24 protein-coding genes and 1 tRNA gene are annotated in these 26130 nt (G+C 60.9%); 7 read left to right on the top strand and 18 right to left on the bottom strand.

Annotated elements, in window-relative coordinates; all coding sequences use genetic code 11:
- Nucleotide 1 precedes the first annotated feature (1 nt).
- The 7 genes from DD235_RS03900 to DD235_RS03870 form a co-directional block, all read right to left on the bottom strand.
- Entirely contained in the window at nt 2-1276 is a 1275-nt protein-coding gene (locus DD235_RS03900) for a lytic murein transglycosylase (RefSeq protein WP_109060698.1), read from the bottom strand.
- 12 nt (nt 1277-1288) lie between these two features.
- Complete coding sequence (gene def / locus DD235_RS03895) at nt 1289-1810, bottom strand: peptide deformylase (RefSeq protein WP_109060697.1); 522 nt, start codon at nt 1808-1810, stop codon at nt 1289-1291.
- Between the two features lie 5 nt (nt 1811-1815).
- Complete coding sequence (lon, locus tag DD235_RS03890) at nt 1816-4272, bottom strand: endopeptidase La (RefSeq protein WP_109060696.1); 2457 nt, start codon at nt 4270-4272, stop codon at nt 1816-1818.
- Nucleotides 4273-4444: 172 nt separating this feature from the next.
- Nucleotides 4445-5770 carry an ATP-dependent Clp protease ATP-binding subunit ClpX gene (gene clpX, locus DD235_RS03885; protein WP_109060695.1) on the bottom strand — a complete coding sequence of 442 codons (1326 nt, stop codon included), beginning with the start codon at nt 5768-5770 and terminating at the stop codon, nt 4445-4447.
- Nucleotides 5771-5803: 33 nt separating this feature from the next.
- On the bottom strand, nt 5804-6460 hold the full coding sequence (gene clpP, locus DD235_RS03880; protein WP_109060694.1) for an ATP-dependent Clp endopeptidase proteolytic subunit ClpP: 657 nt from the start codon (nt 6458-6460) through the stop codon (nt 5804-5806).
- A gap of 2 nt (nt 6461-6462) precedes the next feature.
- A complete protein-coding gene (gene tig / locus DD235_RS03875; RefSeq protein WP_109060693.1) occupies nt 6463-7773 on the bottom strand; it encodes a trigger factor in 1311 nt (436 codons plus the stop codon).
- Nucleotides 7774-7845: 72 nt separating this feature from the next.
- A complete protein-coding gene (locus DD235_RS03870; RefSeq protein WP_109060692.1) occupies nt 7846-8904 on the bottom strand; it encodes an AI-2E family transporter in 1059 nt (352 codons plus the stop codon).
- A gap of 170 nt (nt 8905-9074) precedes the next feature.
- Here DD235_RS03870 and DD235_RS16795 point away from each other — a divergent pair, with 170 nt between their 5' ends.
- Entirely contained in the window at nt 9075-9248 is a 174-nt protein-coding gene (locus DD235_RS16795) for a hypothetical protein (RefSeq protein ID WP_155574606.1), read from the top strand.
- A 103-nt stretch (nt 9249-9351) separates the two neighbouring features.
- Nucleotides 9352-9546 carry a putative motility protein gene (locus tag DD235_RS03865; protein ID WP_109060691.1) on the top strand — a complete coding sequence of 65 codons (195 nt, stop codon included), beginning with the start codon at nt 9352-9354 and terminating at the stop codon, nt 9544-9546.
- Nucleotides 9547-9672: 126 nt separating this feature from the next.
- Here DD235_RS03865 and DD235_RS03860 read toward each other — a convergent pair whose 3' ends face one another.
- The 7 genes from DD235_RS03860 to DD235_RS03830 all read right to left on the bottom strand — a co-directional run bounded on the left by DD235_RS03860 (nt 9673) and on the right by DD235_RS03830 (nt 13222).
- Nucleotides 9673-10110, bottom strand: a complete 438-nt coding sequence (locus tag DD235_RS03860; RefSeq protein ID WP_239990018.1) for a GFA family protein — start codon at nt 10108-10110, stop codon at nt 9673-9675.
- On the bottom strand, nt 10107-10508 hold the full coding sequence (locus DD235_RS03855; protein WP_109060689.1) for a DUF1090 domain-containing protein: 402 nt from the start codon (nt 10506-10508) through the stop codon (nt 10107-10109). Before DD235_RS03855 ends, DD235_RS03860 begins: the two co-directional genes overlap by 4 nt.
- 127 nt (nt 10509-10635) lie before the next feature.
- Nucleotides 10636-11154 carry a TIGR00645 family protein gene (locus tag DD235_RS03850; RefSeq protein ID WP_109060688.1) on the bottom strand — a complete coding sequence of 173 codons (519 nt, stop codon included), beginning with the start codon at nt 11152-11154 and terminating at the stop codon, nt 10636-10638.
- 175 nt (nt 11155-11329) lie between these two features.
- Entirely contained in the window at nt 11330-11794 is a 465-nt protein-coding gene (locus tag DD235_RS16900; protein ID WP_204524183.1) for a S8 family serine peptidase, read from the bottom strand.
- A gap of 53 nt (nt 11795-11847) precedes the next feature.
- Nucleotides 11848-12306, bottom strand: a complete 459-nt coding sequence (locus tag DD235_RS03840; RefSeq protein ID WP_109060687.1) for a 6-pyruvoyl trahydropterin synthase family protein — start codon at nt 12304-12306, stop codon at nt 11848-11850.
- A gap of 7 nt (nt 12307-12313) precedes the next feature.
- Nucleotides 12314-12949: a 7-carboxy-7-deazaguanine synthase gene (gene queE, locus DD235_RS03835; RefSeq protein ID WP_109060686.1), complete on the bottom strand. Its 636-nt coding sequence runs from the start codon at nt 12947-12949 to the stop codon at nt 12314-12316.
- Nucleotides 12950-13135: 186 nt separating this feature from the next.
- Nucleotides 13136-13222: transfer RNA gene (locus tag DD235_RS03830), tRNA-Leu, on the bottom strand.
- An 81-nt stretch (nt 13223-13303) separates the two neighbouring features.
- Between DD235_RS03830 and dapC the strand changes: the two genes are divergently transcribed.
- Genes dapC through DD235_RS03810 form a run of 4 tightly spaced genes read left to right on the top strand, consistent with a single transcriptional unit; the run spans nt 13304 to nt 18207 of the window.
- Nucleotides 13304-14509 carry a succinyldiaminopimelate transaminase gene (gene dapC / locus DD235_RS03825; RefSeq protein ID WP_109060685.1) on the top strand — a complete coding sequence of 402 codons (1206 nt, stop codon included), beginning with the start codon at nt 13304-13306 and terminating at the stop codon, nt 14507-14509.
- 24 nt (nt 14510-14533) lie between these two features.
- Nucleotides 14534-15355, top strand: a complete 822-nt coding sequence (dapD, locus tag DD235_RS03820; protein WP_109060684.1) for a 2,3,4,5-tetrahydropyridine-2,6-dicarboxylate N-succinyltransferase — start codon at nt 14534-14536, stop codon at nt 15353-15355.
- Between the two features lie 2 nt (nt 15356-15357).
- Entirely contained in the window at nt 15358-16248 is an 891-nt protein-coding gene (gene prmB, locus DD235_RS03815; RefSeq protein ID WP_239990017.1) for a 50S ribosomal protein L3 N(5)-glutamine methyltransferase, read from the top strand.
- 12 nt (nt 16249-16260) lie between these two features.
- The gene (locus DD235_RS03810; protein WP_109060682.1) at nt 16261-18207 is read left to right on the top strand and encodes an ATP-binding cassette domain-containing protein; all 1947 of its coding nucleotides are present in this window, start codon (nt 16261-16263) and stop codon (nt 18205-18207) included.
- A 510-nt stretch (nt 18208-18717) separates the two neighbouring features.
- Here DD235_RS03810 and DD235_RS03805 read toward each other — a convergent pair.
- Together DD235_RS03805 and DD235_RS03800 are read right to left on the bottom strand one after the other, a co-directional pair.
- Nucleotides 18718-21021, bottom strand: a complete 2304-nt coding sequence (locus DD235_RS03805) for a UvrD-helicase domain-containing protein (protein WP_109060681.1) — start codon at nt 21019-21021, stop codon at nt 18718-18720.
- The gene (locus DD235_RS03800) at nt 21018-22220 is read right to left on the bottom strand and encodes a DesA family fatty acid desaturase (protein ID WP_109060680.1); all 1203 of its coding nucleotides are present in this window, start codon (nt 22218-22220) and stop codon (nt 21018-21020) included. The genes DD235_RS03805 and DD235_RS03800 overlap by 4 nt, the downstream gene beginning before the upstream one ends.
- 194 nt (nt 22221-22414) lie before the next feature.
- On the opposite strand from DD235_RS03800, the gene serA reads away from it, so the two are divergent.
- Nucleotides 22415-23644, top strand: a complete 1230-nt coding sequence (gene serA, locus DD235_RS03795; protein WP_109060679.1) for a phosphoglycerate dehydrogenase — start codon at nt 22415-22417, stop codon at nt 23642-23644.
- A gap of 125 nt (nt 23645-23769) precedes the next feature.
- Here serA and DD235_RS03790 read toward each other — a convergent pair whose 3' ends face one another.
- Both DD235_RS03790 and DD235_RS03785 read right to left on the bottom strand, forming a co-directional pair.
- On the bottom strand, nt 23770-24939 hold the full coding sequence (locus DD235_RS03790) for an MFS transporter (RefSeq protein WP_109060678.1): 1170 nt from the start codon (nt 24937-24939) through the stop codon (nt 23770-23772).
- Nucleotides 24936-26129, bottom strand: a complete 1194-nt coding sequence (locus DD235_RS03785; RefSeq protein WP_193519540.1) for a serine hydrolase domain-containing protein — start codon at nt 26127-26129, stop codon at nt 24936-24938. Before DD235_RS03785 ends, DD235_RS03790 begins: the two co-directional genes overlap by 4 nt.
- Nucleotide 26130: the final 1 nt, after the last annotated feature.

Genomic DNA, 26130 nt, shown 5'->3' with positions numbered 1-26130 from the left:
GTTATTGTGGCGCCAGCGCATTGTAAACGCGCCGCCCTGCGCGGCCATCTTCCGGCAATCCCAGACGTTGTTGTTCTGCACTGATGGCCTCGCGTGTCTTCAGGCCGGGAATACCGTCAGGGGTACCCACATCGTGGCCCCGGTCGAGCAGCCACTGCTGCAACTGACGGATCTCGGCACGCGACAGGCCGCCATCGTCGGTCGGCCAGTCGTGTACCAGCACCTGCTGGCCCTGCAGGCTGTTGGCCAGCAGGCTGACCGCCAGCGCATAACGACGCGACTGGTTGTAGTGCAGGATGGAATTGAAATTGCCCGTCGTCAGAAAGACCGGCCCATTGCGGCCAGCCGGTGCGAACAGATTGGCCGGCTCTGCGCCCAGCGTACTGGCCGAGATTTCACTTCCCGTATGCCAGGCGCTTTGCAGCAGATCGGCACCGGTTGCCTGCGTGACGCCCGCATCGCGCCATTGGGCCAGGGTGCGGAATTCCTTGTTCAGGACTTCGGCATCCGGACGCTCGGGCAAGGTCTGTGCCAGCGCAGCCGGCAGGCTCACCTCGATCACCGGTGGCACGTTGTGCGCCCAGCGTACACCCCGCTTGCGCAGATGACTGGCGCTGGAGGCCAGCGCGTCGGCAAACGAATTGTAGAGATCGATATGGCCGTCACCATCGCCATCGGCTGCCAACTCATAGAACGAGGTCGGGATGAACTGAGTCATGCCGAATGCCCCGCTCCAGGAGCCGACAAAGCCCTCCTCGGGCACGATGCCATCGCGCAACAGCCGGATGGAGGCATAGACGTTCTTTTTCCAGAGCGGATTGCGCTCGGTGCACGCCCGGGTCAGCCAGGCATCCAGCACCTTGGTACGGCCCATCTGCCGACCATAATTGCTCTCGATACCGAAAATCGCCACCAGCGCAGCCGGATCGACGGCATAACGCTGGCCGATATCCTGCAGCGGCTGCGTCAGGTCGGGACGTTGCAGCACGGCACGACCATCGGCGATACGCTCGTCATCGACCGTCTTGGCCAGATAATCCCACCAGGCTTCACGCCCTTCAGGCTGGCGCCGGGCCGAACTGACTGTCGAGGCCAGCAGCGTGGCCCCTTGTGTATAGCGATCAAAATCCGCCAGGGAAACACCGTTGGCCACAGCCTGGGGCCGCAATTGCTGCAGGCAGGCAGCCGTATCCATGTCGTCGGCCCAGGCGGGGGCAGAGGCCACCGCCAATACGGCGGGCAGCAGAGCCCGCACCATTCTGCTCATGCTGCGCATGGTAAAAATCCTTCAGTCGCGTCGGTCGGGAAAGAGTACGTCGGTAAAGCCGAAATGATCGAAATCGCGGATACGGGATGGATACAGGCGGCCAATCAGGTGATCGTGCTCATGCTGGATCACCCGTGCATGAAAGCCATGTGCCTCGCCTTCGATGACGCGCCCCTCGGCATCCCTACCCTGGTAATGAATGTGCGCGAAACGCGGCACCTTGCCGCGCAGGCCGGGAATGGACAGGCAGCCCTCCCAGTCTTCTTCGATGTCTTCTGACAGCGGCGTGATCACGGGGTTGCACAGCACCGACAGCGGCACTGCCGGCGCATCCGGATAGCGTTCGCTGCGCTCGAAACCATAGACCATCAGTTGCAGGCTGATGCCGATCTGCGGTGCGGCCAGACCCACCCCGCCTGCCGAGCGCATGGTGTCGAACATGTCGCGCACCAGTGCCCGCCAGTCGGGGCTGTCGAACACCTCGACCGGGCGAGCCTGCTGCAGCAGCACCGGCTCGCCCATCCTGACGATGTCGCGGATCATGGCGTTCAGTGCTTGATTGCGTTGCCGGCTTCGCTGGACGCAGCGCGCGCAGCTTCGGCAGCGGCGGCCACCGCAGCCGCCTCGGCCTCGTCGCTCAGGGGCTCGGGCATACGCTCAAGCGCCTGCTCCAGCACCTGGTCGATCCACTTGACCGGCACGATTTCCAGGCAATTCTTGACGTTGTCCGGGATCTCGGCCAGATCCTTGACGTTCTCTTCGGGGATCAGCACCTTCTTGATGCTGCCGCGATGGGCCGCCAGGAGCTTTTCCTTGAGTCCGCCGATGGCCAGCACTTCGCCACGCAACGTGATTTCGCCCGTCATGGCCACATCGGCACGCACCGGGATGCCCGACAGCGCCGACACGATGGCCGTGGTGATGGCGATACCCGCAGACGGGCCATCCTTGGGCGTGGCTCCTTCCGGAACGTGCACGTGCATGTCGCGCTTGTCGAACAGCGTGGAAGCCAGGCCCAGCCGCTTGGCGCGCGAACGCACCACGGTGCGGGCTGCTTCAACCGATTCCTTCATCACGTCGCCGAGCGAACCGGTCCGCTGGATCACGCCCTTGCCGGGCATGTCGGCAACCTCGATGGTGAGCAGGTCACCGCCGACTTCCGTCCAGGCCAGACCGGTAACCTGGCCAACCTGGTTTTCCTTTTCGGCCATGCCGAAGGTGTAGCGACGCACGCCCAGATACTTTTCGAGGTTCTCGGCCGATACGACCACGCGAGCCGCCGCCGGCTTGTCCTTGCCCTTGCTTTCTTCCTGCAGCAGGAGCAATTCCTTGACGACCTTGCGGCAGACCTTGCCGACTTCACGTTCAAGCGCACGCACACCCGCCTCGCGAGTGTAGTACTGCACGATATCGCGCAGTGCGCTGTCCTCGATTGTCAGCTCATCCTCACGCACGCCGTTGTTCTTGAGCAGCTTGGGCAACAGATGCTGGCGGGCGATATTGATCTTCTCGTCCTCGGTGTAACCCGACAGGCGAATGACTTCCATCCGGTCCAGCAATGCCGGCGGGATGTTGAGCGTGTTGCTGGTCGCCACGAACATCACGTCGGACAGGTCGAAATCGACCTCGACATAATGATCCTGGAACGTGTGGTTCTGTTCCGGATCCAGCACTTCGAGCAGCGCCGAAGCGGGATCGCCACGGAAATCCATGCCCAGCTTGTCGATCTCGTCGAGCAGGAACAGCGGATTGCGCACGCCGACCTTGCTCATGTTCTGCAGGATCTTGCCCGGCATGGAACCGATGTAGGTGCGGCGATGGCCACGGATCTCGGCCTCGTCGCGCACGCCACCCAGGGCCATGCGCACGAACTTGCGGTTGGTGGCCTTGGCAATCGACTGACCCAGCGAGGTCTTGCCCACGCCCGGAGGGCCGACCAGGCACAGAATGGGAGCCTTGACCTTGTCCACGCGCTGCTGCACGGCCAGGTATTCGGTAATGCGTTCCTTGACCTTTTCCAGACCGTAATGGTCGGAATCGAGCACTGTCTGGGCGTTGCCGATGGAATTGTTGACGCGGCTCTTCTTGCGCCACGGCAGGTCGATCAGCGTGTCGATGTAGTTGCGCACCACGGTGGCCTCGGCCGACATGGGCGACATCAGCTTGAGCTTCTTGAGCTCGGCATCGGCCTTCTTGCGGGCTTCCTTGGGCATCTGCGCGGCAGCGATCTTTTTCTCGAGTTCCTCGAGATCGGCACCCTCCTCGCCTTCGCCCAGTTCCTTCTGGATGGCCTTGACCTGCTCGTTGAGGTAGTAATCGCGCTGGCTCTTCTCCATCTGCTTCTTGACGCGACCGCGAATGCGCTTTTCGACCTGCATGATGTCGATCTCGGTTTCGAGTTGCGACAGCAGGGCCTCAAGGCGCTCGGTTACCGGCACGATCTCGAGAATGGCCTGCTTGCGCTCGAGCTTGAGCGGCAGGTGCGCAGCGATGGTGTCGGCCAGACGGCCGGGTTCGTCGATGCCCGTCAGCGAGGTCAGGACTTCGGCCGGGATCTTCTTGTTGAGCTTGACGTACTGGTCGAACTGAGCCAGCACGGTTCGGCGCAGGGCCTCGATCTCGGCCTGAGGCTCGCTATCGACCTCGACCGGCTCGACCACGCAGCGGAAATAGTCTTCGGCATTGTCGATGCTGCGCACACGGGCACGCTGGCTGCCTTCGACCAGAACCTTGACGGTGCCGTCGGGCAGTTTGAGCATCTGCAGGATGCTGGCGATGCAGCCGATTTCGTAGACATCCTCGGGAGTCGGGTCATCCTTGGTGGCGGACTTCTGGGCGGCCAGCATGATGCTCTTGCCCGATTCCATGGCCGCCTCGAGTGCGCGGATGGAGCGCGGGCGTCCCACGAACAGCGGGATGACCATGTGCGGAAACACCACCACGTCGCGCAGCGGCAGCAGCGGCAAGGTGGTCAGTTCCGGAGTCTGGTTCTGGTTCGCTGACATAATGTGAATTCCTTGGTAAATCAGGCTGTCAAGAATACCTGAGGCCTGTGGCTGATGCCACTATAACCCTGTGCGGCATACAGCCATGAATGGACGCATAGTGTGCATATGAGGGCGTCCGCATACAAATCAAGCCTGTCTTCACAAAAAAAGACAGGCTTGCTGGCATGCATCAGTCGGCAGTACCGCTTGGTCGGAGCGGTGCCGGACTGGCATCGCCATCAGGCGGTGGCTCCACCTGCGCGCCCGCTTCCTTGTAGACCAGCAGCGGCTTGCAGGCTCCCGGTTCTTCGACGGCCTTGACCGTCAGCACGACCTTGTCCACATTCTGCAGGGACGGCAGCTCGTACATGACATCGAGCAACGCGCCTTCCAGGATGGAACGCAGGCCGCGAGCCCCCGTCTTGCGACGCAGCGCCTTGCGGGCGATGGCATTGAGCGCCTCGGGTTCGACGTCCAGCTCGACGCCTTCCATGTCGAACAGCTTCTGGAACTGCTTGACCAGGGCGTTGCGCGGCTCGGTCAGGATCTTGACCAGTGCCGGCTCGTCGAGCTCGGACAGCGTGGCCACGACCGGCAGGCGGCCGACCAGCTCGGGAATCAGGCCGAACTTGACCAAATCCTCGGGTTCGACTTCGGAGAAGAATTCGCCGGCCGAACGATCCGATTTGGACTGGATGGCCGCACCGAAGCCGATGCCGGATTTTTCGGTACGGTTGCGAATCACCTTTTCGAGGCCATCGAAGGCACCGCCGACGATGAACAGGATATTGGTGGTATCGACCTGCACGAAATCCTGGTTCGGATGCTTGCGGCCGCCTTGCGGCGGCACCGATGCCACCGTGCCTTCAATCAGCTTGAGCAGTGCCTGCTGTACACCCTCACCCGATACGTCTCGGGTAATCGACGGATTGTCTGACTTGCGCGTGATCTTGTCGATTTCATCGATATAGATGATGGCGCGCTGTGCCTTGTCGAGGTCATAGTTGCAGTTCTGCAGCAGCTTCTGCACGATGTTCTCGACGTCTTCGCCCACATAGCCGGCCTCGGTCAGCGTGGTGGCATCCGCCATCACGAACGGCACGTCAAGCATCCGCGCCAGCGTCTGCGCCAGCAGGGTCTTGCCCGATCCGGTCGGACCGATCAGCATGATGTTGCTCTTGGAGAGCTCGACATCATCACCCTTGGCATCACGGTGGCGAATGCGCTTGTAATGGTTGTAGACAGCCACTGCCAGCATGCGCTTGGGCGCATCCTGGCCGATCACGTACTGGTCGAGGAACTGCTTGATCTCGACCGGCGCAGGCAACTCCTTGCGAACGGCTTCCTGCACGCCCGCCTGGAGTTCTTCGCGCACGATATCGTTGCACAGCTCGATGCATTCGTCGCAGATGAAGACCGACGGTCCTGCGATCAGCTTGCGGACTTCATGCTGGCTCTTGTTGCAGAATGAACAATGCAGCGCCTTGCCGTCGGCCGATCCCTTCTTGTCTGACATATATCTGATGGTCTAGGTTGGACGAGTCGAAACTCAGTTTTCTTCTGATCGCGAGGTCAGGACCTTGTCGATCAGTCCATATTTGGCCGCGTCGTCGGACGACATGAAATTGTCGCGTTCCGTATCGAGCTCGATGCGCTCGATCGGCTGGCCGGTATTGGCGGCCAGGATGCGATTCAGTCGCTCGCGCAGATCCAGGATCTCGCGAGCCTGGATCTGGATGTCACTGGCCTGCCCCTGGGCGCCGCCCGAGGGCTGGTGGATCATGATGCGCGAGTTGGGCAGCGCAAAGCGCTTGCCCTTGGTGCCGGCCGACAACAGGAAGGCTCCCATGCTGGCCGCCAGGCCCGTGCACAGCGTGCTGACTTCGGGCTTGATGAACTGCATGGTGTCGTAGATCGCCATGCCGGCATAGACCGAACCGCCCGGCGAATTGATGTAGAGCGAAATGTCCTTGTCAGGGTTTTCCGATTCCAGGAACAGGAGCTGGGCGACCAGCAGGTTGGCCGACTGGTCGTTGACCGGCCCGACCAGGAAGATCACCCGGTCCTTGAGCAGGCGCGAGTAGATATCGAACGCGCGTTCCCCGCGGCCCGACTGCTCGATCACCATCGGGATATAACCCAGTCCCGTCGGCACGACGGCGCTGCCGCCGTGCATGCTCGCGTAGAAATCGGTAAAACGCTGCATGGTCAGTTGCTTCCCATCAGTTTTTCAAAGGGCACGTCTTCTTCGGTGACGTCAGCCTTGTTCAGCACGAAATCAACGACATTGTCCTCGAGGACGATGGCTTCGATCTCGGCACGACGCTGGCGATCAGCCAGGTAATAGGCCACGACCTGCTCGGGCTGCTCGTAGCTCTGCGCGAACTCTTCGATGCGGGCACGCACCTGCTCGGGCGCAGCCTTGAGGTTTTCGGCCTTGACCAGCTCGGATACCAGCAGGCCCAGGCGCACGCGGCGTTCGGCTTCGGCAGCGAAGGCATCCTTGGGGATGTCGATGCTTTCGGCATTGGGCAGGCCACGCTGCTTGAGTTCTTCACGGGCAGCAGCCACGCGATCCTGGGTTTCACGATCCACCAGGGCACGCGGGATGTCGAACGTGGCAGCACCGGCCAGGGCGTCCATGACGCTGCCCTTGGTGCGCATCAGCGAGCGGGACTTGGCTTCACGCTCGATGTTTTCGCGGATGTCGGCGCGCAGCTTGTCGATGTCGCCATCGGCCTGGCCCAGTTGCTTGGCGAATTCGCTATCCAGTTCGGGCAGTTGCGCTTCGGCCACTTCCTTGACGGTGATGGTGAACTCGGCCTGTTTGCCGGCCACTTCAGCCGAGCCGTAGTCGGCCGGGAAGTCGAGCGGGAATACCTTGCTTTCGCCAGCCTTGAGGCCGCGCACGGCGGTTTCGAACTCGGGCAGCATGCGGCCCTGGCCCAGCACGAACGGGAAGTCCTGTGCCTGGCCGCCTTCGAAGGCCACGCCGTCGATGGTGCCGGCAAAATCGAGAATCACGCGATCACCGTCCTGAGCGGCACGATCGGCGCTGGTTTCGTAGCGGGCGCGCTGCTTGCGCAGGATCTCGACGGTGCGCTCGATCTCGGCATCACCCACGTTGCTGACCGTACGGGTCACCTTGAGGCCACCGATTTCCGGCACGGTCACTTCGGGATAGACCTCGAAGGTCGCCACGAATGCCAGGGTGTCCTTGTCGTCACCGTCGGTCTTGGGCTCGAGGCTGGGCATGCCGGCCACGCGCAGCTTGGCTGCATCGACTGCGGCCTCGAAAGCCTGGCCGACCTTGCTGTTGATCACATCGTAGCGGATGCCGGGGGCATGGCTGCGCTCAAGGATGCTCATGGGCACCTTGCCGGGGCGAAACCCAGGGGCCTTGGCCTTGCGCGCAGCGCGCTTCAGTTCGGCCTGGACTTCTTTTTCGATATCGGCCAGGGCAATCGACAGTTCGACACGGCGCTCGAGGCCGGAGAGAGTTTCAACCACGGGTTGCATGTAAAACCTATTCCGTTAGTGTGGAGATTGGAAGATCTGAGATGTGCAAACGAGTTATTCTACCGGAAAAAGTCACCGGGGCTCTTCCTCGCGCCCCGAGAACAGATCCCAGGCCGCTACAAAGAGCGCTGCGATGAGCGGCCCGATCACGAAGCCGTTGATCCCGAAGAGGGTCATCCCCCCCAGCGTCGAGATCAGGATCATGTAATCCGGCAGGCGGGTATCCTTGCCGACCAGGATCGGGCGCAGCACGTTGTCTACCATGCCGATCACCAGCGCCCCGAAGAGTGCCAGCACGATGCCATCAAAATAGGCACCGGTCAGCAGGAAATAGATGGCGACTGGAGCCCAGATCAAGGCGGCCCCCACTGCCGGCAACAGTGACAGGAACCCCATGATCACCCCCCAGAGCAGTGCGCCGTTGACGCCCAACACCCAGAAGATCAGGCCGCCCAGTGTGCCCTGCACCGCTGCCACGGCGACGTTGCCCTTGACGGTGGCACGTACTACCGTGGTGAACTTGAGCAGCAGATGCTGCTTCTGGTGCTCATCCAGGGGAATGGCCTTGCGAATGCGATCCGACAGCGCCACACCATCGCGCAGCAGGAAAAAGAGCAGGTATAGCATGATGCAGAAGCTGATGATGAAATCCACCGTGTTCTGCCCGACATTCAGCGCCTGGGTAGCCAGAAACTGGCTGGCACCGGTGATCAGCGCGGAGAATTTGGCCTGTAGCTCGGCAATGCCGTCTATCCCCAGCATGCCCAGCAGGCGATGCGCAGACGGCGGCAAGGCGGCGACAGCCTGCTCGAAATACAGGCCGAAATTGAGATCGCCCGACTTGATTTGCTGATACAGGTTAATGACTTCGTTGATCAGCGAAGCCGCAATGCCACTCAGCGGCATGATGACCAGGAACAGTACCAGCAGCAGCGTCAACAGCGCCGACAGTGTCGCCCGGCCATTGAGTTTCGCCATCAGCCAGCGATGCAGCGGCAGGAAGATCAAGGCCAGGATCACGCCCCAGAAAATGGCACCATAGAAAGGCAGCAGCAGCCAGACGAAGGCCAGCGACACCAGAATCAGCAGCCCGATGAAAACGCGTTGCTGCCCTTGCTTGGGGTTGGTCATGTATGAGATTCCGCCACAGAGAGGATCAGGCCTGCGAAATGCAAACCAGCGGTCGCCATGTTACCCGAGAGCGGGATGGCACTTTGCACTCCTTGACTCGCCAGGATGTAAGGAGACTCCATACAATATGTCATATATTTTGACGGAAGCACATTTGACGGGGACACATCATGCACGCCTACCGCAATCACACAGAACCTGCCCTGGCCACATCATCTCCCAAGGACCCGCATGCTGCATCTGCCCATCTGATTGCGTCCTTGGAAAAAGAGCTGATCCGCTATATGCAGCAACGCTACGGGCAGCAGCAGGAACACAACCCGACCGGCAAGACTCGGCAATAATACGATACAAAACCAGCCCCTATCGTAGCCTCCCGGTATTGCATCACCCAGCTGTGGCGCATAGAATGCATGGGTAACAGAGCCGACCCATGAGGAGCCGTACATGAGCATGTCGATCGATTCCACCGTCAACGCAGCACAGACGCTCAATGCCGCCAGCACGCAGCAGGAAGTTCAAACGCTGATGCTGCGCAAAACCCTGGATCTGCAAACGCAGATCGTCACCGACATCATGAAGTCCATGCCGTCTCTGGCCACCGAAGGCAGTCTGGGACGCAACGTCAACACCTACGTCTGACCTGATGCAAAAAGTGCGGCCTGTTGGTCGCATATCCAGCGATCGCGCACAAGATACAAGAATGGCCCGGCTTTTGCCGGGCCATTTTCTTGACTGCTTGCCATGCAGCCCTGCTGCTATTTGCCGCTATTTCGCGAACAGGGCGACGACTTGCTCACCTGTCATCTCCAGGGTCTTGTTGGCAAAGGCATAGTTATCCGGCTTGTCATCCACAAACACCTGCAATTCGAACGGCCAGGTGCCGCTCTCATCGAACAGACCCGGCGATACCGAATACCAGTTGCCATCACGCAGGCGGTAGAACAGATGGCTGCCGCAGCGACTGCAGAACCCCCGTTCGGCCCACTCTGAAGAGGCATAGACAGAGATGTGTTCTTCACCCTCCAGGGCTGGCACACCATGACTGTCAACCGACAGCAGAGGTCCGCCGCCCCAGCGTCGGCACATGCTGCAATGGCATGCGCTCAGGGTGGGGCGTTCAATATCCAGAGTCAGCTTGACGGCACCACACAGGCAATATCCGTGGTGGCGATGCGATGCGATCATGGGAGCGGTACTTGTCATGGCTTGGCCGCAATCCCCTGGAGGTACTGCAGCTCCCCCTCCAGATCGCTCAGCTCGGCACGCTCTTCCTCAAGCTTGCGCTCGATCCGCCTCACCTTGTCTTGACGACCCTCGGCTCGCTTTTCGGCCAGATCTTCCTCTAGCTCAAGAATATCCTCGCGCTGGTCGTCGATATCTTCCTGGATATCGCGGATCAAACCTGCATCCGTGCAGTTGGCGCGCAGGTTGGCCAGCGCCCGTTCAAGGCCACGCTGTCGATGTTCATTGCCATTCTGGCGCGCATGGGCAATCTGAGCCTCGACTTCGGCAGCCTTCATATCGCAGGCGGGATTGGCCGCCTGGGCGATGCCTGCCGCCATGGCCAGGCCAACGAAAAGAAAAACACGCGTTCCGCTCATTGCATCAGCTCCTGTCGTGTGGGATCTGCGGACGGGGCATCCGCAGCAACCGATGTTCTTTTGAACCCAGGTCATCCTCACCAGTTTAGGGCAAGTCGCCGTGCGTGTATCTGGGATTTTTCCCAAATCAGAGCTTTGTGCCCTGCCCGTTCTTGTCCTTGGACATGAGACGCTCGAGAAACCCCAGCATCACGGCCGACACCACGAAGGTCAGGTGAATCAGCGTGTACCACATCAGCTTGACGTTATCGTACTGGTTGGCATTGAGGAAAATCTGCAGCAGATGAATCGAGGAAATGGCCACGATCGACGACGCCACCTTGATCTTCAGGCTGCCGGCATCCAGCTTGCCGAGAAAGGATACATCGGCATTGGTATTGTCGAAGCGGCTGACGAAATTTTCGTAGCCCGAGATCATGACCATGACAATCAGGCTGGCCACCAACGCCGCGTCGATCAGCCCCAGCATGGCCAGGATCATGTCTGCCTCGTCGTAGCTGAAGACGTTCTGCGCCACCTTGATGAACTTGAGGGCAAACGAGAAGGCATACAGCGCCAGTGCAGCCACCAGGCCGATGTAGAACGCCACCAGCAGCCAGCGGCTGGACAGGATGATGCGTTCGATGAGGATTTCGAGAGATTTCATGGATGTGCCGTATTGAAAAGACATACGGCCGCAGGCAGGACGGGAACGTTTTGCAGCCGCACGGAAAAGCGGGGCGCAATCATACAATGCGAACGTGGCGCTGTCATTTCACGCCGGTTGCGCCTGCCGCGAGCGTTGCCAGGCAGGCTGAGTGCCCCTTGCCCTATGACATCGCTCAGGACGCCGGGCCAGCCGGTACAGGCTGCACTTGCATCACCTGATCGCGCTCGACGGACAGCACACCAGGCAGTTGCCGGAAATGCACCATGGCCTGATCCACATCCTGCCCCTCCGGCATGCGCAACGCAATCGCCTTCACGACGTTCAGTTGATAAAGCACTTCGGCACCGTACTGTTCTGCCGCAGCCAACACTTGCTGGACGCTGTCCTGCCGGGTGCCGTCATACATGATGATCAGCGTACGCTCGACATGCGCCCGGATATCCGGCCCCGACTCACGGCAGGCCTGCCGCAGCCTTTCCATTGCAGCAGGCGGCATCGGTGCCGTCATCATGTTGCGATAGTTGATGCACTCAGGCGTTTCGGCGCGTTCGCCGAGGGTTTCGGGAGGATGGATCTGGGCGCAGGCGGTCAGCAACGACAGCAGGCCAGCCAAAATGAAATACCGAATGAAATTCATGCTCGAACTCCGCAATCAGGCCATCGCACCATGCAGGCCAGGATGAAAATCGATCAGCCCTGCAGATCGCTGGCATCCACATCCGCCCAACAATTGGGCGTTTCGTACAACCTGACCCTGGCCAGTCTCAACGCATCGCCATAGCGCACATCATAAACCGCTGCCAATATGCGGAACGCCTCGACAGCCAGATTTTCAACGGTAGGGATCCGTGTCAGCACAACGGTTTTATGATCTGGCATCGAGGCAAGAAATTCCCTGACCCGAGTATCGCCCTCATAGACCAGAAAGGCATGATCCCAGATCGCCACCAAATGCGTGGTCGCCAATGCCTTGACGTCGGCAAAGTCCATGACCATGCCTCGATCCGAGGCACCGGGTGTATCGTTGATGTGTCCGCGAAGCGTGATCTCCAGCACATAGCGATGCCCATGCAGGTTGCGGCACTGGCTGCCATGATCGGGAATGCGATGCCCCGCATCGAATTCAAGTTTTCTGGTAATGGTCAGCATGATGGTTTCAAGGAATATTCAGATACTTGTGTGTTTGCATGGACAGACGCCACTGCGGATGACGCTTGCACCATTCGATGGCCAGCCTGGTATTGAGCGCCTGGCTGGGGCCATCCATGGGCTGCATCAAGAAATAATCGAAATCAAGCCGTGCATAGGCAGCCAAAGGTTGGTTTTCCTGGGGAAAAACCACCTTCAGTTCATTGCCACGCTCGACAACCAGGGCAGCATCCGCCTTCGGGCTGACACACACCCAATCTATCGTTTCCAGAACGGGCAGCGTACCGTTGGTTTCTATGGCCACGAAAAAACCGGCCTCATGAAGTGCATCCACCAGTGCCGCATCCATCTGCAGCATAGGCTCACCACCCGTACAGACGACAAAGCGATGCGCATGATCGTCAGCAGGCCACAAAGATGCAATGCGCGCCACCAGATCAGCGGCATGAGGATATTTACCACCATTTTCGCCATCGGTACCCACGAAATCGGTATCACAGAACCGACATACGGCATCGGCTCGATCCTGCTCCCGGCCTGACCAGAGATTACAGCCAGCGAATCGGCAGAACACCGCGGGACGGCCTGCGTTGATCCCTTCACCTTGCAAGGTGTAGAAGATTTCTTTTACTGCGTAGGTCATACAAGTGCTCCATCACATCAGCGAGCAGAATAGCGGATAGCACATGACAAGAGCCATGTGGGGCCTGCATGGGCCCAGAGCAGCGAATTCTGGCAAGAAATGCTATCTGGCACCCCATGGGGCAAGAAAATAACTCATTGATTTTTATGGGATATATTTTTATTCAATGAATCAAATTTGAATCTATGGTGCGAGGGAGGGGACTCGAACCCCTACACCTGTTACGGCGTCAGGACCTAAACCTGGTGCGTCTACCAATTTCGCCACCCTCGCAAGCCAAGCCCGCCATTATATCGCAATCGCTCTTCATGTTGCTAAAATTGGTCTTTGCCCTTCTTTTTTCCCGCGGTCGCCATGAATCCCCGTCTGCAGCAACTCGCTCCCTATCCCTTCGAAAAACTGCGCGCCCTGCTGGGTACCGTCGAGTTGCCGTCCGGAATCCGGCCGGTCAACCTGTCCATTGGCGAACCCAAGCATGCCGCGCCGCAACTGGTACGCGACGCCATGGCCAACAGCCTCGACGGGCTGTCGGTCTATCCCCCCACCAAGGGTGAGCCGGCACTGCGCACGGCTATCGCCGACTGGCTGGCACAGCGCTATCCTATCCCCCGCCCTGACCCGGACAGCCAGATCCTGCCCGTGCTCGGCACGCGAGAAGCGTTGTTTTCGTTTGTGCAGACCATCATTTCACCCTCGCCCGCAGGCGCACTGGTGATCTGCCCCAATCCGTTCTACCAGATCTATGAGGGTGCGGCACTCCTGGCCGGCGCGCAGCCCTGGTTCATCAACGCCGACCCGTCGCGCAATTTCAGCCCCGACTGGAGCACGGTGCCGGACGACGTCTGGGCCCGCACCCAACTGGTATTCGTCTGCTCGCCCGGCAACCCGGCCGGCAACGTCATGACACTGGAAGAATGGCAATACCTGTTCGAACAGTCCGATCGCCACGGTTTCGTGATCGCCGCCGACGAATGCTATTCCGAGATCTACTTCGACGAAACCACGCCACCGCTGGGCGCGCTGCAGGCGGCACAACGGCTGGGACGCAGCGACTATCGCAACCTGGTGTCCTTCAGCAGCCTGTCCAAGCGCTCCAACGTGCCCGGCCTGCGTTCGGGTTTCGTGGCCGGCGATGCCCGACTGCTTGAGGCCTACCTGCTCTACCGCACCTACCATTGCGGCGGCATGAGCCAGGTGGTCAGCCGCGCCAGCATCGCTGCCTGGAGCGACGAAGCGCACGTGCGCGCCAATCGTCGCCTCTATGCCGAGAAATTCGCGGCAGTATTGCCTATACTGTCGCCCGTACTAGACGTGGCGCTGCCCGATGCCTCCTTCTATCTGTGGGCAGGCGTTGCCGGCGACGACGTCGCCTTTGCCCGCGAGCTGTATGCGTCGACCGCAGTCACCGTGCTGCCCGGCAGCTACCTTGCGCGCGAGGCGCACGACCTCAATCCGGGCGCAGGCCGCATCCGGATTGCGCTGGTCGCCCCTGTTGCCGACTGCATCGAAGCCGCACATCGCATCGCGGCATTTGTCGCCTCCCGTCCATCCACCTGCTGATCAACCACCAGAGATATATCAACCATGACCCAATCGCTGCAACACACCATCGAACAGGCCTGGGAAATCCGCGCCGAACTGTCCCCCGCCTCCGCTTCGGCCGAGATTCGCGATGCCGTCGCCCACGCGCTGAATGAGCTCGACAGCGGCCGCCTGCGCGTTGCCGAAAAGCAGAACGGCGAGTGGATTGTCAACCAGTGGCTCAAACAAGCCGTGCTGCTGTCTTTCCGCCTGTCCGACAACGATGTGCTGGGCCAGGCTCCGCTGCAGTATTTCGACAAGGTGCCCCTCAAGTTCCAGGACATGAGCGCTGCCGACTTCCAGCAGGCTGGCTATCGCGTGGTGCCACCTGCCGTGGCACGTCGCGGTGCCTATATCGCCAAGGGCGTGGTGCTGATGCCTTCCTACGTCAACATCGGTGCCTACGTTGACGAAGGCACCATGGTCGACACCTGGGCCACGGTCGGCTCCTGCGCCCAGATCGGCAAAAACGTCCACCTGTCCGGCGGTGTCGGCATCGGCGGTGTGCTCGAACCCCTGCAGGCCAGCCCCACCATCATCGAAGACAACTGCTTCATCGGCGCACGCTCCGAAGTTGTCGAGGGCGTGATCGTGGAAGAAAACTCGGTGCTGGCCATGGGCGTCTACCTGTCGCAAAGCACCCGCATCTACAACCGCCAGACCGGCGAGATCAGCTATGGCCGCGTGCCGGCCGGCTCGGTGGTGGTGCCGGGCTCCCTGCCGTCTGACGATGGCAAGTACAGCCTGGCCTGCGCCGTGATCGTCAAACAGGTCGATGCGCGTACCCGCGCCAAGACCAGCATCAACGAACTGCTGCGAGCCTGATCTTGAAAGACCTGCCGGAACTCCTTACCCTGCGCGACGTGCTGCGCTATGCCGTCTCGCGCTTCAACGCCGCCAGCCTGAGTTTCGGCCACGGCAGCGACAATGCCTGGGACGAAGCCGTCTACCTGGCACTGCACCACCTGCACCTGCCGCTGGACACGCTGGAGCCGTTTCTCGACGCGCGCTTGCTCTCCAGCGAGCGCCAGGGACTGCTCGACCTGATCGCCAAGCGCGTGCAGCAACGCTTGCCGGCCGCCTATCTGACAGGTGAAGCCTGGCTGCGCGGCTACCGTTTCGAGGTCACTGCCGATGTGATCGTGCCGCGCTCGCCCATTGCCGAACTGCTCGACGAAGAACGCGTGCCCGGCCTGAGCCTGTCGGATTCCCCCGGCAGGATACTGGACATGTGCACGGGTTCGGGCTGCCTGGCCATCATCGCCGCGCACCTCTGGCCCGAAGCCGAGGTCGATGCCGTGGATGTCTCCGAGCAGGCACTGGCCGTGGCGCGCCGCAACGTGGCGACCCACGGCCTCGAAAACCGGCTTGAGCTGATCCACAGCAATCTGTTCGAACAGCTTGGCCCCGAGCGGCAATATGGCCTGATCATCTGCAATCCGCCGTATGTCAACAGCCAATCCATGGACGCACTGCCCCCCGAATATCGGCACGAGCCCGAACTGGCACTGGCCGGCGGCAATGACGGCATGGATCTGGTGCGCCGCATTCTGGAGGCTGCGCCACGCCATCTCACGGATGATGGCCTGCTGCTGCTCGAAATCGGCCATGAGCGGCCTTACTTCGAAGCGGCCTTCCCTGAGCTGAACCCGCTCTGGCTTGCCACGCACGGCGCAGAAGATCATATCCTGTTGCTGCGCCGCACCGATCTGGCCTGAGAAAAGCATAACGTGATACGTGCCAACAACCTGACCCTTCGCCGGGGCGTCAAGATCCTGCTGCAAGACGCAGAATTCGTTATCCACCCTGGTGAACGGGTCGGTATCGTCGGCCCTAACGGGGCAGGCAAATCCACGCTGTTCGGCCTTTTTTCGGGCACGCTCGACGCCGATGCCGGCACCCTCGACATGCCGGCAGGCTGGCGCATCGCCAGCGTGGCCCAGGAAGTCGCCTCCAGCGACAAGCCCGCCCGCGAATTCGTCATCGACGGCGACACCGGGCTGCGTCAGCTCCAGCAACAGCGCGCCGAGACCTCACCGGACGACGGTGCCCGTATCGCCGAGCTGGAAAATGCCCTGGTCGAGGCCGATGCCTGGAGTGCCCACTCTCGCGCCGAGCAATTGCTGGCGGGCCTGGGGTTCCGGCCGGATCAGTGGCAACTGCCGGTATCGAGTTTCTCGGGCGGCTGGCGGATGCGGCTTGCTCTGGCACGCGCCCTGATGGCCCCCTCCGAGCTGCTGCTGCTCGACGAGCCGACCAACCACCTGGATCTGGATGCCATGCTGTGGCTGGAGCGCTGGCTGGCCTCCTATCCGGGGACCGTGCTGATGATTTCGCACGACACGGAGTTCCTCAATGCCGTGGCGCGCATCATCCTGCATTTCGACCACCAGAAGCTGGTGCGCTACCGGGGCGACTACGACAGTTTTCTGGAGCAGCGTGCCGAGCGCCTGCGCCAGGCCCATATCGCCCTGGACCGACAGAACCGCGAAGCAGCGCGGCTGCAGAGTTTCATCGACCGTTTCAAGGCCAAGGCCACCAAGGCCAAGCAGGCTCAGAGCCGTGTCAAGGCCCTGGCACGCATGGAAAAACTGGCACCGATCCATGCCGAGTATGGCGTGGACATCCGCATACCTGAACCACAGAGCATGCCCGACCCGTTGCTGATCCTTGAGCAACTGGAACTCGGTTATGAGGGCTTGCCCAGCCAGTTGAACGGCATCGACCTGATGGTGCGCGGCGGCGACCGCATCGGCATCCTGGGGGTCAACGGTGCCGGGAAAAGTACGCTGATCAAATCGCTGGCCGGCAGCCTGACGCCCCGTTCCGGGCTGCGCAAGGCATCGCCCGGTCTGGCCATCGGTTATTTTGCCCAGCACCAGCTCGACATGCTCGACCTGGGCAGCACACCACTGCAGCATCTGGCCCGCATTGCCCCCGACGTACGGGAGCAGGAACTGCGCAACTACCTGGGTGGATTCGGCTTCGGAGGCGACAATGTGCTCTCTCCGGTCGCACCCATGTCCGGTGGCGAAAAGGCCCGCCTGGCCCTGTCACTGATCGTCTGGCAGCGCCCCAACCTGCTGCTGCTCGATGAGCCCAGCAACCACCTCGACGTGGAAACCCGCGAGGCGCTGGCCACGGCCCTGGCCGAATTCTCCGGCAGCATGCTGCTGGTCTCCCACGACCGGCATCTGCTGCGCACCACCGTGGATCAGTTCTGGATCGTGGTCGACGGCACCGTCCAGCCCTTCGATGGTGATCTGGAAGATTACCGCGACTGGCTACAAGCTCGCGCCGCCGGCATCCGCAGCGAAGAACGCGCCGCCGCCCGCCAGTCGGCCGACGACGGCCAAGCGAGCAACCAGAACCGCAAGGAAGTCCGCCGCCAGGAAGCCGAAGCCCGCCAGGCACTGGCCCGCTTGCGCAAACCGCTGGAACAGAAGTTGCAGAAGATCGAAAAGGAAATGGATCACCTGCAGACCGACCAGGCCGAACTCGACCGTCTGATCGCCGACCCCGAGTTCTACACCTCGGCCGACCGCGACCTGCGCACCAGCAGCCTCACACGCCACGGCGAAAACGCCAAAAAGCTGGCGCAACTGGAAGAAAGCTGGCTGGCACTGCAGGAAGAAATGGAATCGCTGGAAACCGCTGCAACGTCTGCGGGCGGTTAATGCTGCGGTAGGCAGTGAAGTAAGGCTATATCACTGAAGTAATGCTTTACCCACCAACTGGGCAGCAACTGCGCAAGTTGGCGAGGTAAAGCATCACCGATGCAAAACAGCACCGCCCACTGCCAGACTCAATTTATCTAAAGATCCAGGCTACTTCCGGACAGACAGATATATAGACAGAGAAGACAGACAAGGTTTTGTATCTGGCAGACATCACAGCGCACCCATAACCCTGCACGACTGTTTTTTTCTCCACTCCCACTCTTTGAGAAAATGCAGCCAGGGTGGCGCTGCTGTAAGAGCAGCGCTGTTTTGTTGAACGCCACGACAGCATCCAACAGGCGGGGGCTTTCAGCGGGACCTGTCTGAGCAGCGCGAAGCGCTGCGAGTTTGTCCCGCTGCCCGTCTGTTGGATGCTGTCGTGGGCAGTCCTGCACCGCCCAGGTGCCAGGACCGGAAACAGACAGCGCTGCTCTTACAGCAGCGCCACCCTGGCGTGTATTCCCAAGATCAAGCCACCACATCCAACTTGGCAATCCCCAACGCCAGCGTCTTGGCCCCCACATCCTGGAACTGAATCTGGGCCTGCGCATCCTGCCCCTGCCCGCTCAGCCCAATGATCGTCCCTTCACCAAAGCGGGCATGGCGCACACCCTGGCCGATACGGAACTGCTGATCGCCCACAGTCACGCTGGCACCACCCACACGGCCGCCTCGCGGACTGGTCGTACCGGAATCCGGCCGACCAAAGGCATCACGGGGCGCATTCCAACCCGACGACGCCGCACCGCCATCCCAGGAACGGCTCTCGCGCACTCGGGGCGTCAGCCACTTGACATGTTCTTCCGGAACTTCCTCCAGGAAGCGCGAACGCATTGCGTAGCGTGTCTGCCCATGCAGCATACGGCTTTGCGCCAAGCTCAGGTAGAGACGTTCCCGCGCACGCGTCATGGCCACATACATCAGGCGCCGCTCCTCTTCGAGGCCGGACTGCTCGAGCAGGCTGTTCTCGTGCGGAAACAGCCCTTCTTCCAGACCGGTCACGAACACCGCCTTGAACTCCAGCCCCTTGGCGGCATGAACCGTCATCATCTGCACGGCATCTTGGCCCGCCTGGGCCTGGTTATCACCCGCCTCAAGCGAGGCATGCGACAGAAAGGCCGAGAGCGGTGTCATCACATTCACATCAGCAGCGCCTGCCACTTCGTCCGTTGCCAATGCCGGCGCATCCAAGGGCGCAAACGGAGCGGATGGCGGCAGCTCGCCGGCAGGCAACCCCTCGTAACCGGACTCCCCGGCAAAAGCGGCGGCTGCGTTGATCAACTCGGACAGGTTTTCCAGCCGTTCGGCCCCCTCGCGCTCGCCTTGATAAAAGGCGCGCAATCCACTGGCTGCAATGACGTGATCCACCAGTTCTGGCAGGGAAAGCCGGCGCGTGTCCTCGCGCATCTGGGCGATCAGCGTGGCAAACTGGGCCAGGCTGCTGCCGCCGCGCCCAGCCACGAAAGGCACGGCATCCGCCAGGCTGACACCATGCGTGCGTGCAGCGTCAGCCTGCGACTCCAGCGTACGGGCACCGATACCGCGCGCCGGGAAGTTGACCACGCGCAGCCAGGCCGTATCGTCACCCGGATTGGCCAGCAGGCGCATGTAGGCCAGCGCATGCTTGATTTCCTGGCGCTCGAAAAAGCGCAGCCCGCCATATACGCGGTAAGGGATACCCGCAGTGAACAGTTGGTGCTCGATGACCCGGGACTGCGCATTGCTGCGATAGAGAATGGCGATCTCATGCCGTGGACAGCCGTCAGCAACCAGGCTGCGGATCTCGTCCAGCACCCATTGCGCCTCGAGCAGGTCGGAAGGCTGCTCCATGATGCGCACCGGCTCGCCTGCGCCCTGGTCGGTCCAGAGATTCTTGCCCATGCGGCCATCGTTATGCTCGATCAGCGCATTGGCTGCATCCAGGATGTGTCCATAGGAGCGATAGTTCTGCTCCAGGCGGATCACATTGCCTTGCGCATAGTCGCGCTCGAAATCGGCCATGTTGCCGACATTGGCACCGCGAAAGGCATAGATCGACTGGTCGTCGTCGCCCACCGCAAACAGCGCCGCGCCACCGCCTGCCAGCAGCGTCAGCCACTTGTATTGCAAGGCATTGGTATCCTGGAACTCATCGACCAGGATATGCCGAAAGCGGCGCTGGTAATGTTCGCGGATCGGTGCATTGCGGCTCAGCAACTCATAGGCGCGCAGCAAAAGCTCGGCAAAATCGACTACGCCTTCGCGCTGGCACTGGGCCTCGTACAGTTCGTAGATTTCGACCTGCTTGCGACTGAAATTGTCCCAGACCTCGACCTGGGCCGGTCGCAGTCCCGACTCCTTGGCATTGTTGATGAACCGCTGCACATCGCGCGGCGGATATTTGTCATCATCGATGCCTGCGCCCTTGAGCAGCCGCTTGATGGCAGACAGTTGATCGGCACTGTCCAGAATCTGGAAAGTCTGCGGCAGACCGGCATCTCGATGATGCGCGCGCAGCATGCGATTGCACAGGCCGTGGAAGGTACCGACCCAGAGACCACGCGTATCGATGGGCAAAATGGCTGCGACCCGCGTCAACATCTCGCGGGCCGCCTTGTTGGTGAACGTCACCGCCATCAGTCCGTAGGGGGTGACCTGGCCTGTCTGTATCAGCCAGGCCATGCGTGTGGTCAGCACCCGGGTCTTGCCGCTGCCTGCTCCCGCCAGCACCAGGGCATGACGGGGTTCCAGCGTGACGGCGGCACGCTGCTGTGGATTGAGCGACTCGATCATGCTGCGTAACGGCGCAGGCGCTGGGCAAATTCGTCGAGTTGGGCAATGCCGCTCTGCTGGGCGCGCTGGCACCACGCCTGAAGATCAGCCAGCAACTGCTCGCTGCTGGCACTCGAGCTTTCCCAGAGGCGAGACAGTTCGCGGCGCATCTGCACCATGGTGGACAACTTCTGGTTGCTGCTCAGCACTTCATCAAGCTGGGCGCGATGCTCGGGCTTGAGCGAAGCATCATCCTCACTCTTGTGCAACGCACGGCGCGCCTTGCGGAACAGCGCCAGGTTGGCCCCCGAGGCCTTGGCCTGCAGACGGGTCAGCTCCTGACTGCCGGCCTTCTTGAGCATGTCGGCATAGCGCGCCATGATCTCGTAACGGTGCGTGATCACGCCTTGCAACGTATCCAGGCTGATCGAACCCTGGTCCTCGCCCAGCTTCAGCTTGGGTGCGACCTTCTTGACCGTGGCCAGCCCCAGCATCCGCATGATGCTGATATAGACCCAGCCCACGTCGAACTCGTACCACTTGCTGGAGAACTTGGCCGATGAGGCATGGGCGTGGTGGTTGTTGTGCAATTCCTCGCCGCCGATGATGATGCCCCAGGGACTGATGTTGGTGCTGGTGTCCGGGCTGGCAAAATTGCGATAGCCCCAGAAATGGCCCAGGCCATTGACCACACCGGCTGCCCAGAAGGGAATCCAGGCCATCTGCACGGCCCAGACAGTCAGCCCGACCGCGCCGAACAGCAACACGTCAATCAGCATCATCAGCATGATGCCGCGTGCGCTGTAACGCGAATAAACGTTACGCTCCATCCAGTCATCAGGCGTGCCCTTGCCGAACTTGTCGAGAGTTTCGCGATTATTGGATTCGTCACGGTAGAGCTCGGCCCCCCGAAACAGCACGCGCCAGATCCCGTAGACCATGGGCGAATGCGGATCGCCATCACGTTCGCAACGGGCATGGTGCTTGCGGTGGATGGCCACCCATTGCTTGGTGACCATGCCGGTGGTCAACCACAGCCAGAAACGGAAAAAATGTGCCACGGCCGGATGCAGGTCAAGGCCGCGGTGTGCCTGGCAGCGGTGCAGGTAGATCGTGACGGCGGCGATGGTGATGTGGGTCACCACCAGAGTGAAGACGACGATCTGCCACCACGAGGCATCAGTCAGGCCGTTGGAGAGAAACGCAAGGATGTAATCCATATGGCGTGTCGGACCTCATTGAAAATAAAAACCAGATAGCTGGAGTTTAATCCAGCCGCTTGAGATATGACAGCCGTATGGCAGAAAAGTTTTGTGCTATTCAAATTTATGTGCTAGTAAAAGCAACACCCCCAAGGCAGGCATATAATGGTTCGGTTACTTTTCAACCACTCTTTCCCGGGCACACGCCAGACATGAGCAAAACATCTTTGGACAAGAGCAAGATCAAGTTCCTGTTTCTTGAAGGAATCCACCCCTCGGCCAGTGAAATCCTGCGCCAGGCAGGCTACACCCAGATCGAAAACCTGACCACCGCCCTGCAGGGAGATGCCCTCAAGGAAAAGATCGCCGACGTGCACTTCATCGGCATCCGCTCCCAGAGCCAGTTGACTGCCGACATCTTCGAACACGCCAAGAAACTGGTCGCCGTGGGCTGCTTTTGCATCGGCACCAACCAGGTTGACCTGGAAGCGGCTCGTGAACGTGGCGTGGCCGTCTTCAATGCCCCCTATTCCAACACCCGTTCTGTCGCCGAACTGGTCCTCGCAGAAGCCATCCTGCTGCTGCGCGGCGTGCCCGAAAAGAGCAAGCTGGCGCATGACGGCGTCTGGCGCAAGTCTGCTGCCAACTCTTTCGAAATTCGCGGCAAGACCCTGGGCATCGTCGGCTACGGCGCAATCGGCACCCAACTGTCGGTACTGGCCGAATCGCTGGGCATGCGCGTGATCTACTACGATGTCATCAACAAGCTCTCGCTGGGCAATGCCCATCAGGTCGCCGACCTGTACGACCTGCTGGGCCAGAGCGATATCGTCAGCCTGCACGTGCCCCAGACCCCCTCTACCAAATGGATGATCGGGGCCAAGGAAATCGCAGCCATCAAGCCGGGCGGCATCCTGATCAATGCATCGCGTGGTACCGTGGTCGAAATCGATCCCCTGGTCGAAGCGCTCAAGGCCAAGAAGCTGTCGGGTGCCGCCATCGATGTGTTCCCCAAGGAGCCGGGCAACAACAACGAAGAGTTCGTCTCGCCGCTGCGCGGTCTGGACAACGTGATCCTGACCCCGCACGTCGGTGGTTCGACCATGGAAGCCCAGGAGAATATTGGTAAGGAAGTAGCCGAAAAGCTGGTTCGCTACAGCGACAACGGCACCACCACCTCCGCCGTCAACTTCCCCGAAGTGGCCCTGCCCGAGCATCCCGACAAGCATCGCCTGCTTCACGTCCACCAGAACGTGCCGGGCGTCATGTCTGAAATCAACCGCATCCTGTCCGAGAACAACATCAATATCTCGTCGCAGTACCTGCAGACCAGCGGCAACGTCGGCTACGTGGTTATCGACCTCGATGCCGCCTCGTCCGAACTGGCACAGGAAAAACTGGCACAGGTTAACGGCACGATCCGCTGCCGCGTGCTGTTCTGAAGTGCTGATATCTCCGGCAGCATGCATCGTGCTGCCAGGTGTTGCTGCGTGTCACCTGTCACGCTGAAAAAACGCTGCTACTTTCGGCGGAAATAGCAGCGTTTTTTATCGCCTGGGCTCTGGCATCACGGCAGGCTTGAAAAGCCCTGTCGCCCTGAGGCCCACACCACGATCAGGGCAGCGCTCAGCAACACCATCAGCACCGGCGCAAACACAACAACACCCAGGCGATCCAACAGCACGCCGCCAACCATTCCTCCGCCGGCAATCGCCATGTTCCAGGCCGTGACCAGCATGGACTGCGCCACATCGGCAGCCTCTGCCGCAGTCCTTGCAATAGCCGTCTGAAACAGCGTCGCAGCGCCGCCAAACGCCAGGCCCCAGATAGCCACAGCCGCATATACAACCGCAGCGGCATTGGCCGCGATGCCGAGCAGCAATGCCGACAGACCGAACAGCATCGTGCTGGCCAATGTCAGCATGCGCAGATGTCGGTCGATCAGCACGCCAACGATCCCGATGCCCAGCAGAGATGCCATGCCAAACACCAGCAGCACCAGATCCGTGCGTTCACCCATGCCTGCCGTCGCAAGAAAGGGCGCAATATAGGTATAAAGAATATTGTGTGCCAGTACAAAGGTCAGTACCACAAAGAGCACGGATCGAATCCCCGGCATGGTGAATACACGTCCGAGCGGCAAGCGCTTGCCCGCAGCCTGTCCGCCAAAATCAGGCACCTGAATGCGTACCCACGCCATCAGCGCCAGAGCCAGCATGCTCATCATGCCAAAGCACATCCGCCAACCCACCAGATTGCCCAGGAACGTTCCAGCAGGCACGCCCAGCGATAGCGCCAAAGGGGTACCGACCATCGCAATCGCAATCGCTCTGCCCTTCAAATGATCAGGTACCATGCGTGCGGCATAACCCGCCAGCAGCGCCCACAGCAACCCCGCCGACACGCCGGCGAGAAAGCGCGCCACCATCGTCACGACATAGCTGCCGGAAACCGTTGTCACGGTATTGGCAATCACAAAGCCTGCAATGGCTGCCAGCAGCAACGGACGACGACGCACGCCCTGCGTGGCTGCGGTCAGCGGGATGGCCGCGACCAGAGAACCAAGAGCATAAAGCGTGACGGCCTGACCGACCCATGCTTCGGATACGGCCAGATCCTGCGCCATCTGCGGCAACAGCCCTGCCGGCAGCGCCTCGGTCAGGATGGTGATGAATGCAGCCGTGGCCAACGCCAGCAGCGATGCAAGCGGCAAACGGTCTCGTGCCTGTGTTTTCATCGAGCCGCCTCCTGCACACCATAGACAGCATCGCGCAGATCCGTGACAAAACGACCAGACATACCCTCGTACAGTGTGTTGGTAAAAGCCACCACACTCAGGCCCTGGGTCCGATCCACGAACCAGGCATGGCCATAGGCTCCCCCCCATCGCCAGGTGCCCGGCGACTCCGGAGATGCGGCACGCTGCGGATCGCGCAGCACCGACCAGCCCAGTCCAAAGCCGAAACCCGGTGCATTGGGCAGTTCAAGATCCGGGATCTGATCACGCCCCATCTCCTCGATCAGTTCATCCGGTAGCCACATCCCAGCCGCCTGGCGCAGGCTTTCCAGCAAGCGCAGAAAATCAGCGGCCGTGCCTGCCATACCCGCACCGCCCGAAGGAAAGGCAGCCGCATTGAAGATACGCGCAGGGCTGTAGGGGATGCCGACAGCCCCCTCGAAAGCAGAGACCGTTTCATGCTCTGCCAGTCGGTGTGGCTCCGGAACATCATTCACATAGGCTGTCGCTACGCGCCGAGGGTCATGCGCGATGAAGCCGGTATCCGTCATGCCAAGCGGGCCAGTCACCAGTTGGCGTATCGCTTCGTCCAGCGGCGTGCCGTGGACGCGCGCAATCAGGGCACCCAGCACATCGGTCGCCAGCGAATAGCCCCAGCCTGCACCTGGCGGGTACAGCAGCGGCACGCTGGCGATACGACGCAGGTTTTCATCCAGCGTGATGCCTGACGCGTCCATGCCATCCGACACGCCTGCCTGTGCATAGGGCCCTTGCGCATCTGCCTCGAAAAAGCGATAGCCCAGACCTGCGGTGTGGCTGAGCAAGTGGCGCACGGTAATCCGTGCCGGCGAACCATCGCCCTGCCGGGGTTGAAATTCGGGCAGCCAGCGCGCAATGTCGTCATCCAGCGCAAGTCGTTTCTGCGCCACCAATGCCAGTGCCGCAACCGACACGATGGGCTTGCTGACCGAGGCCAGCCGAAAGATCGTGTCAAGCGCCATCGGATGCGCATGCTCACGATCTGCCCATCCGGCAGCCTGCTGGTGGATCAACTCGCCATCGCGCGCCACGAGCACGACGGCACCGACCAGGTGCCGCTCATCCAGTGCCTGCTGGATCACTGCCCGGATGCGGACAGACAGATACGCTGGCGGCACATCTGGGTTCAGGAAAGAAAGGGGAGTCATCATG

This window comes from Corticimicrobacter populi, from assembly GCF_003123725.1.
GTDB classification, from domain to species: domain Bacteria; phylum Pseudomonadota; class Gammaproteobacteria; order Burkholderiales; family Burkholderiaceae_B; genus Corticimicrobacter; species Corticimicrobacter populi.
The sequence above is the reverse complement of the archived record's forward strand: the minus strand, read 5'-3'. Positions and strand labels throughout refer to the sequence as shown.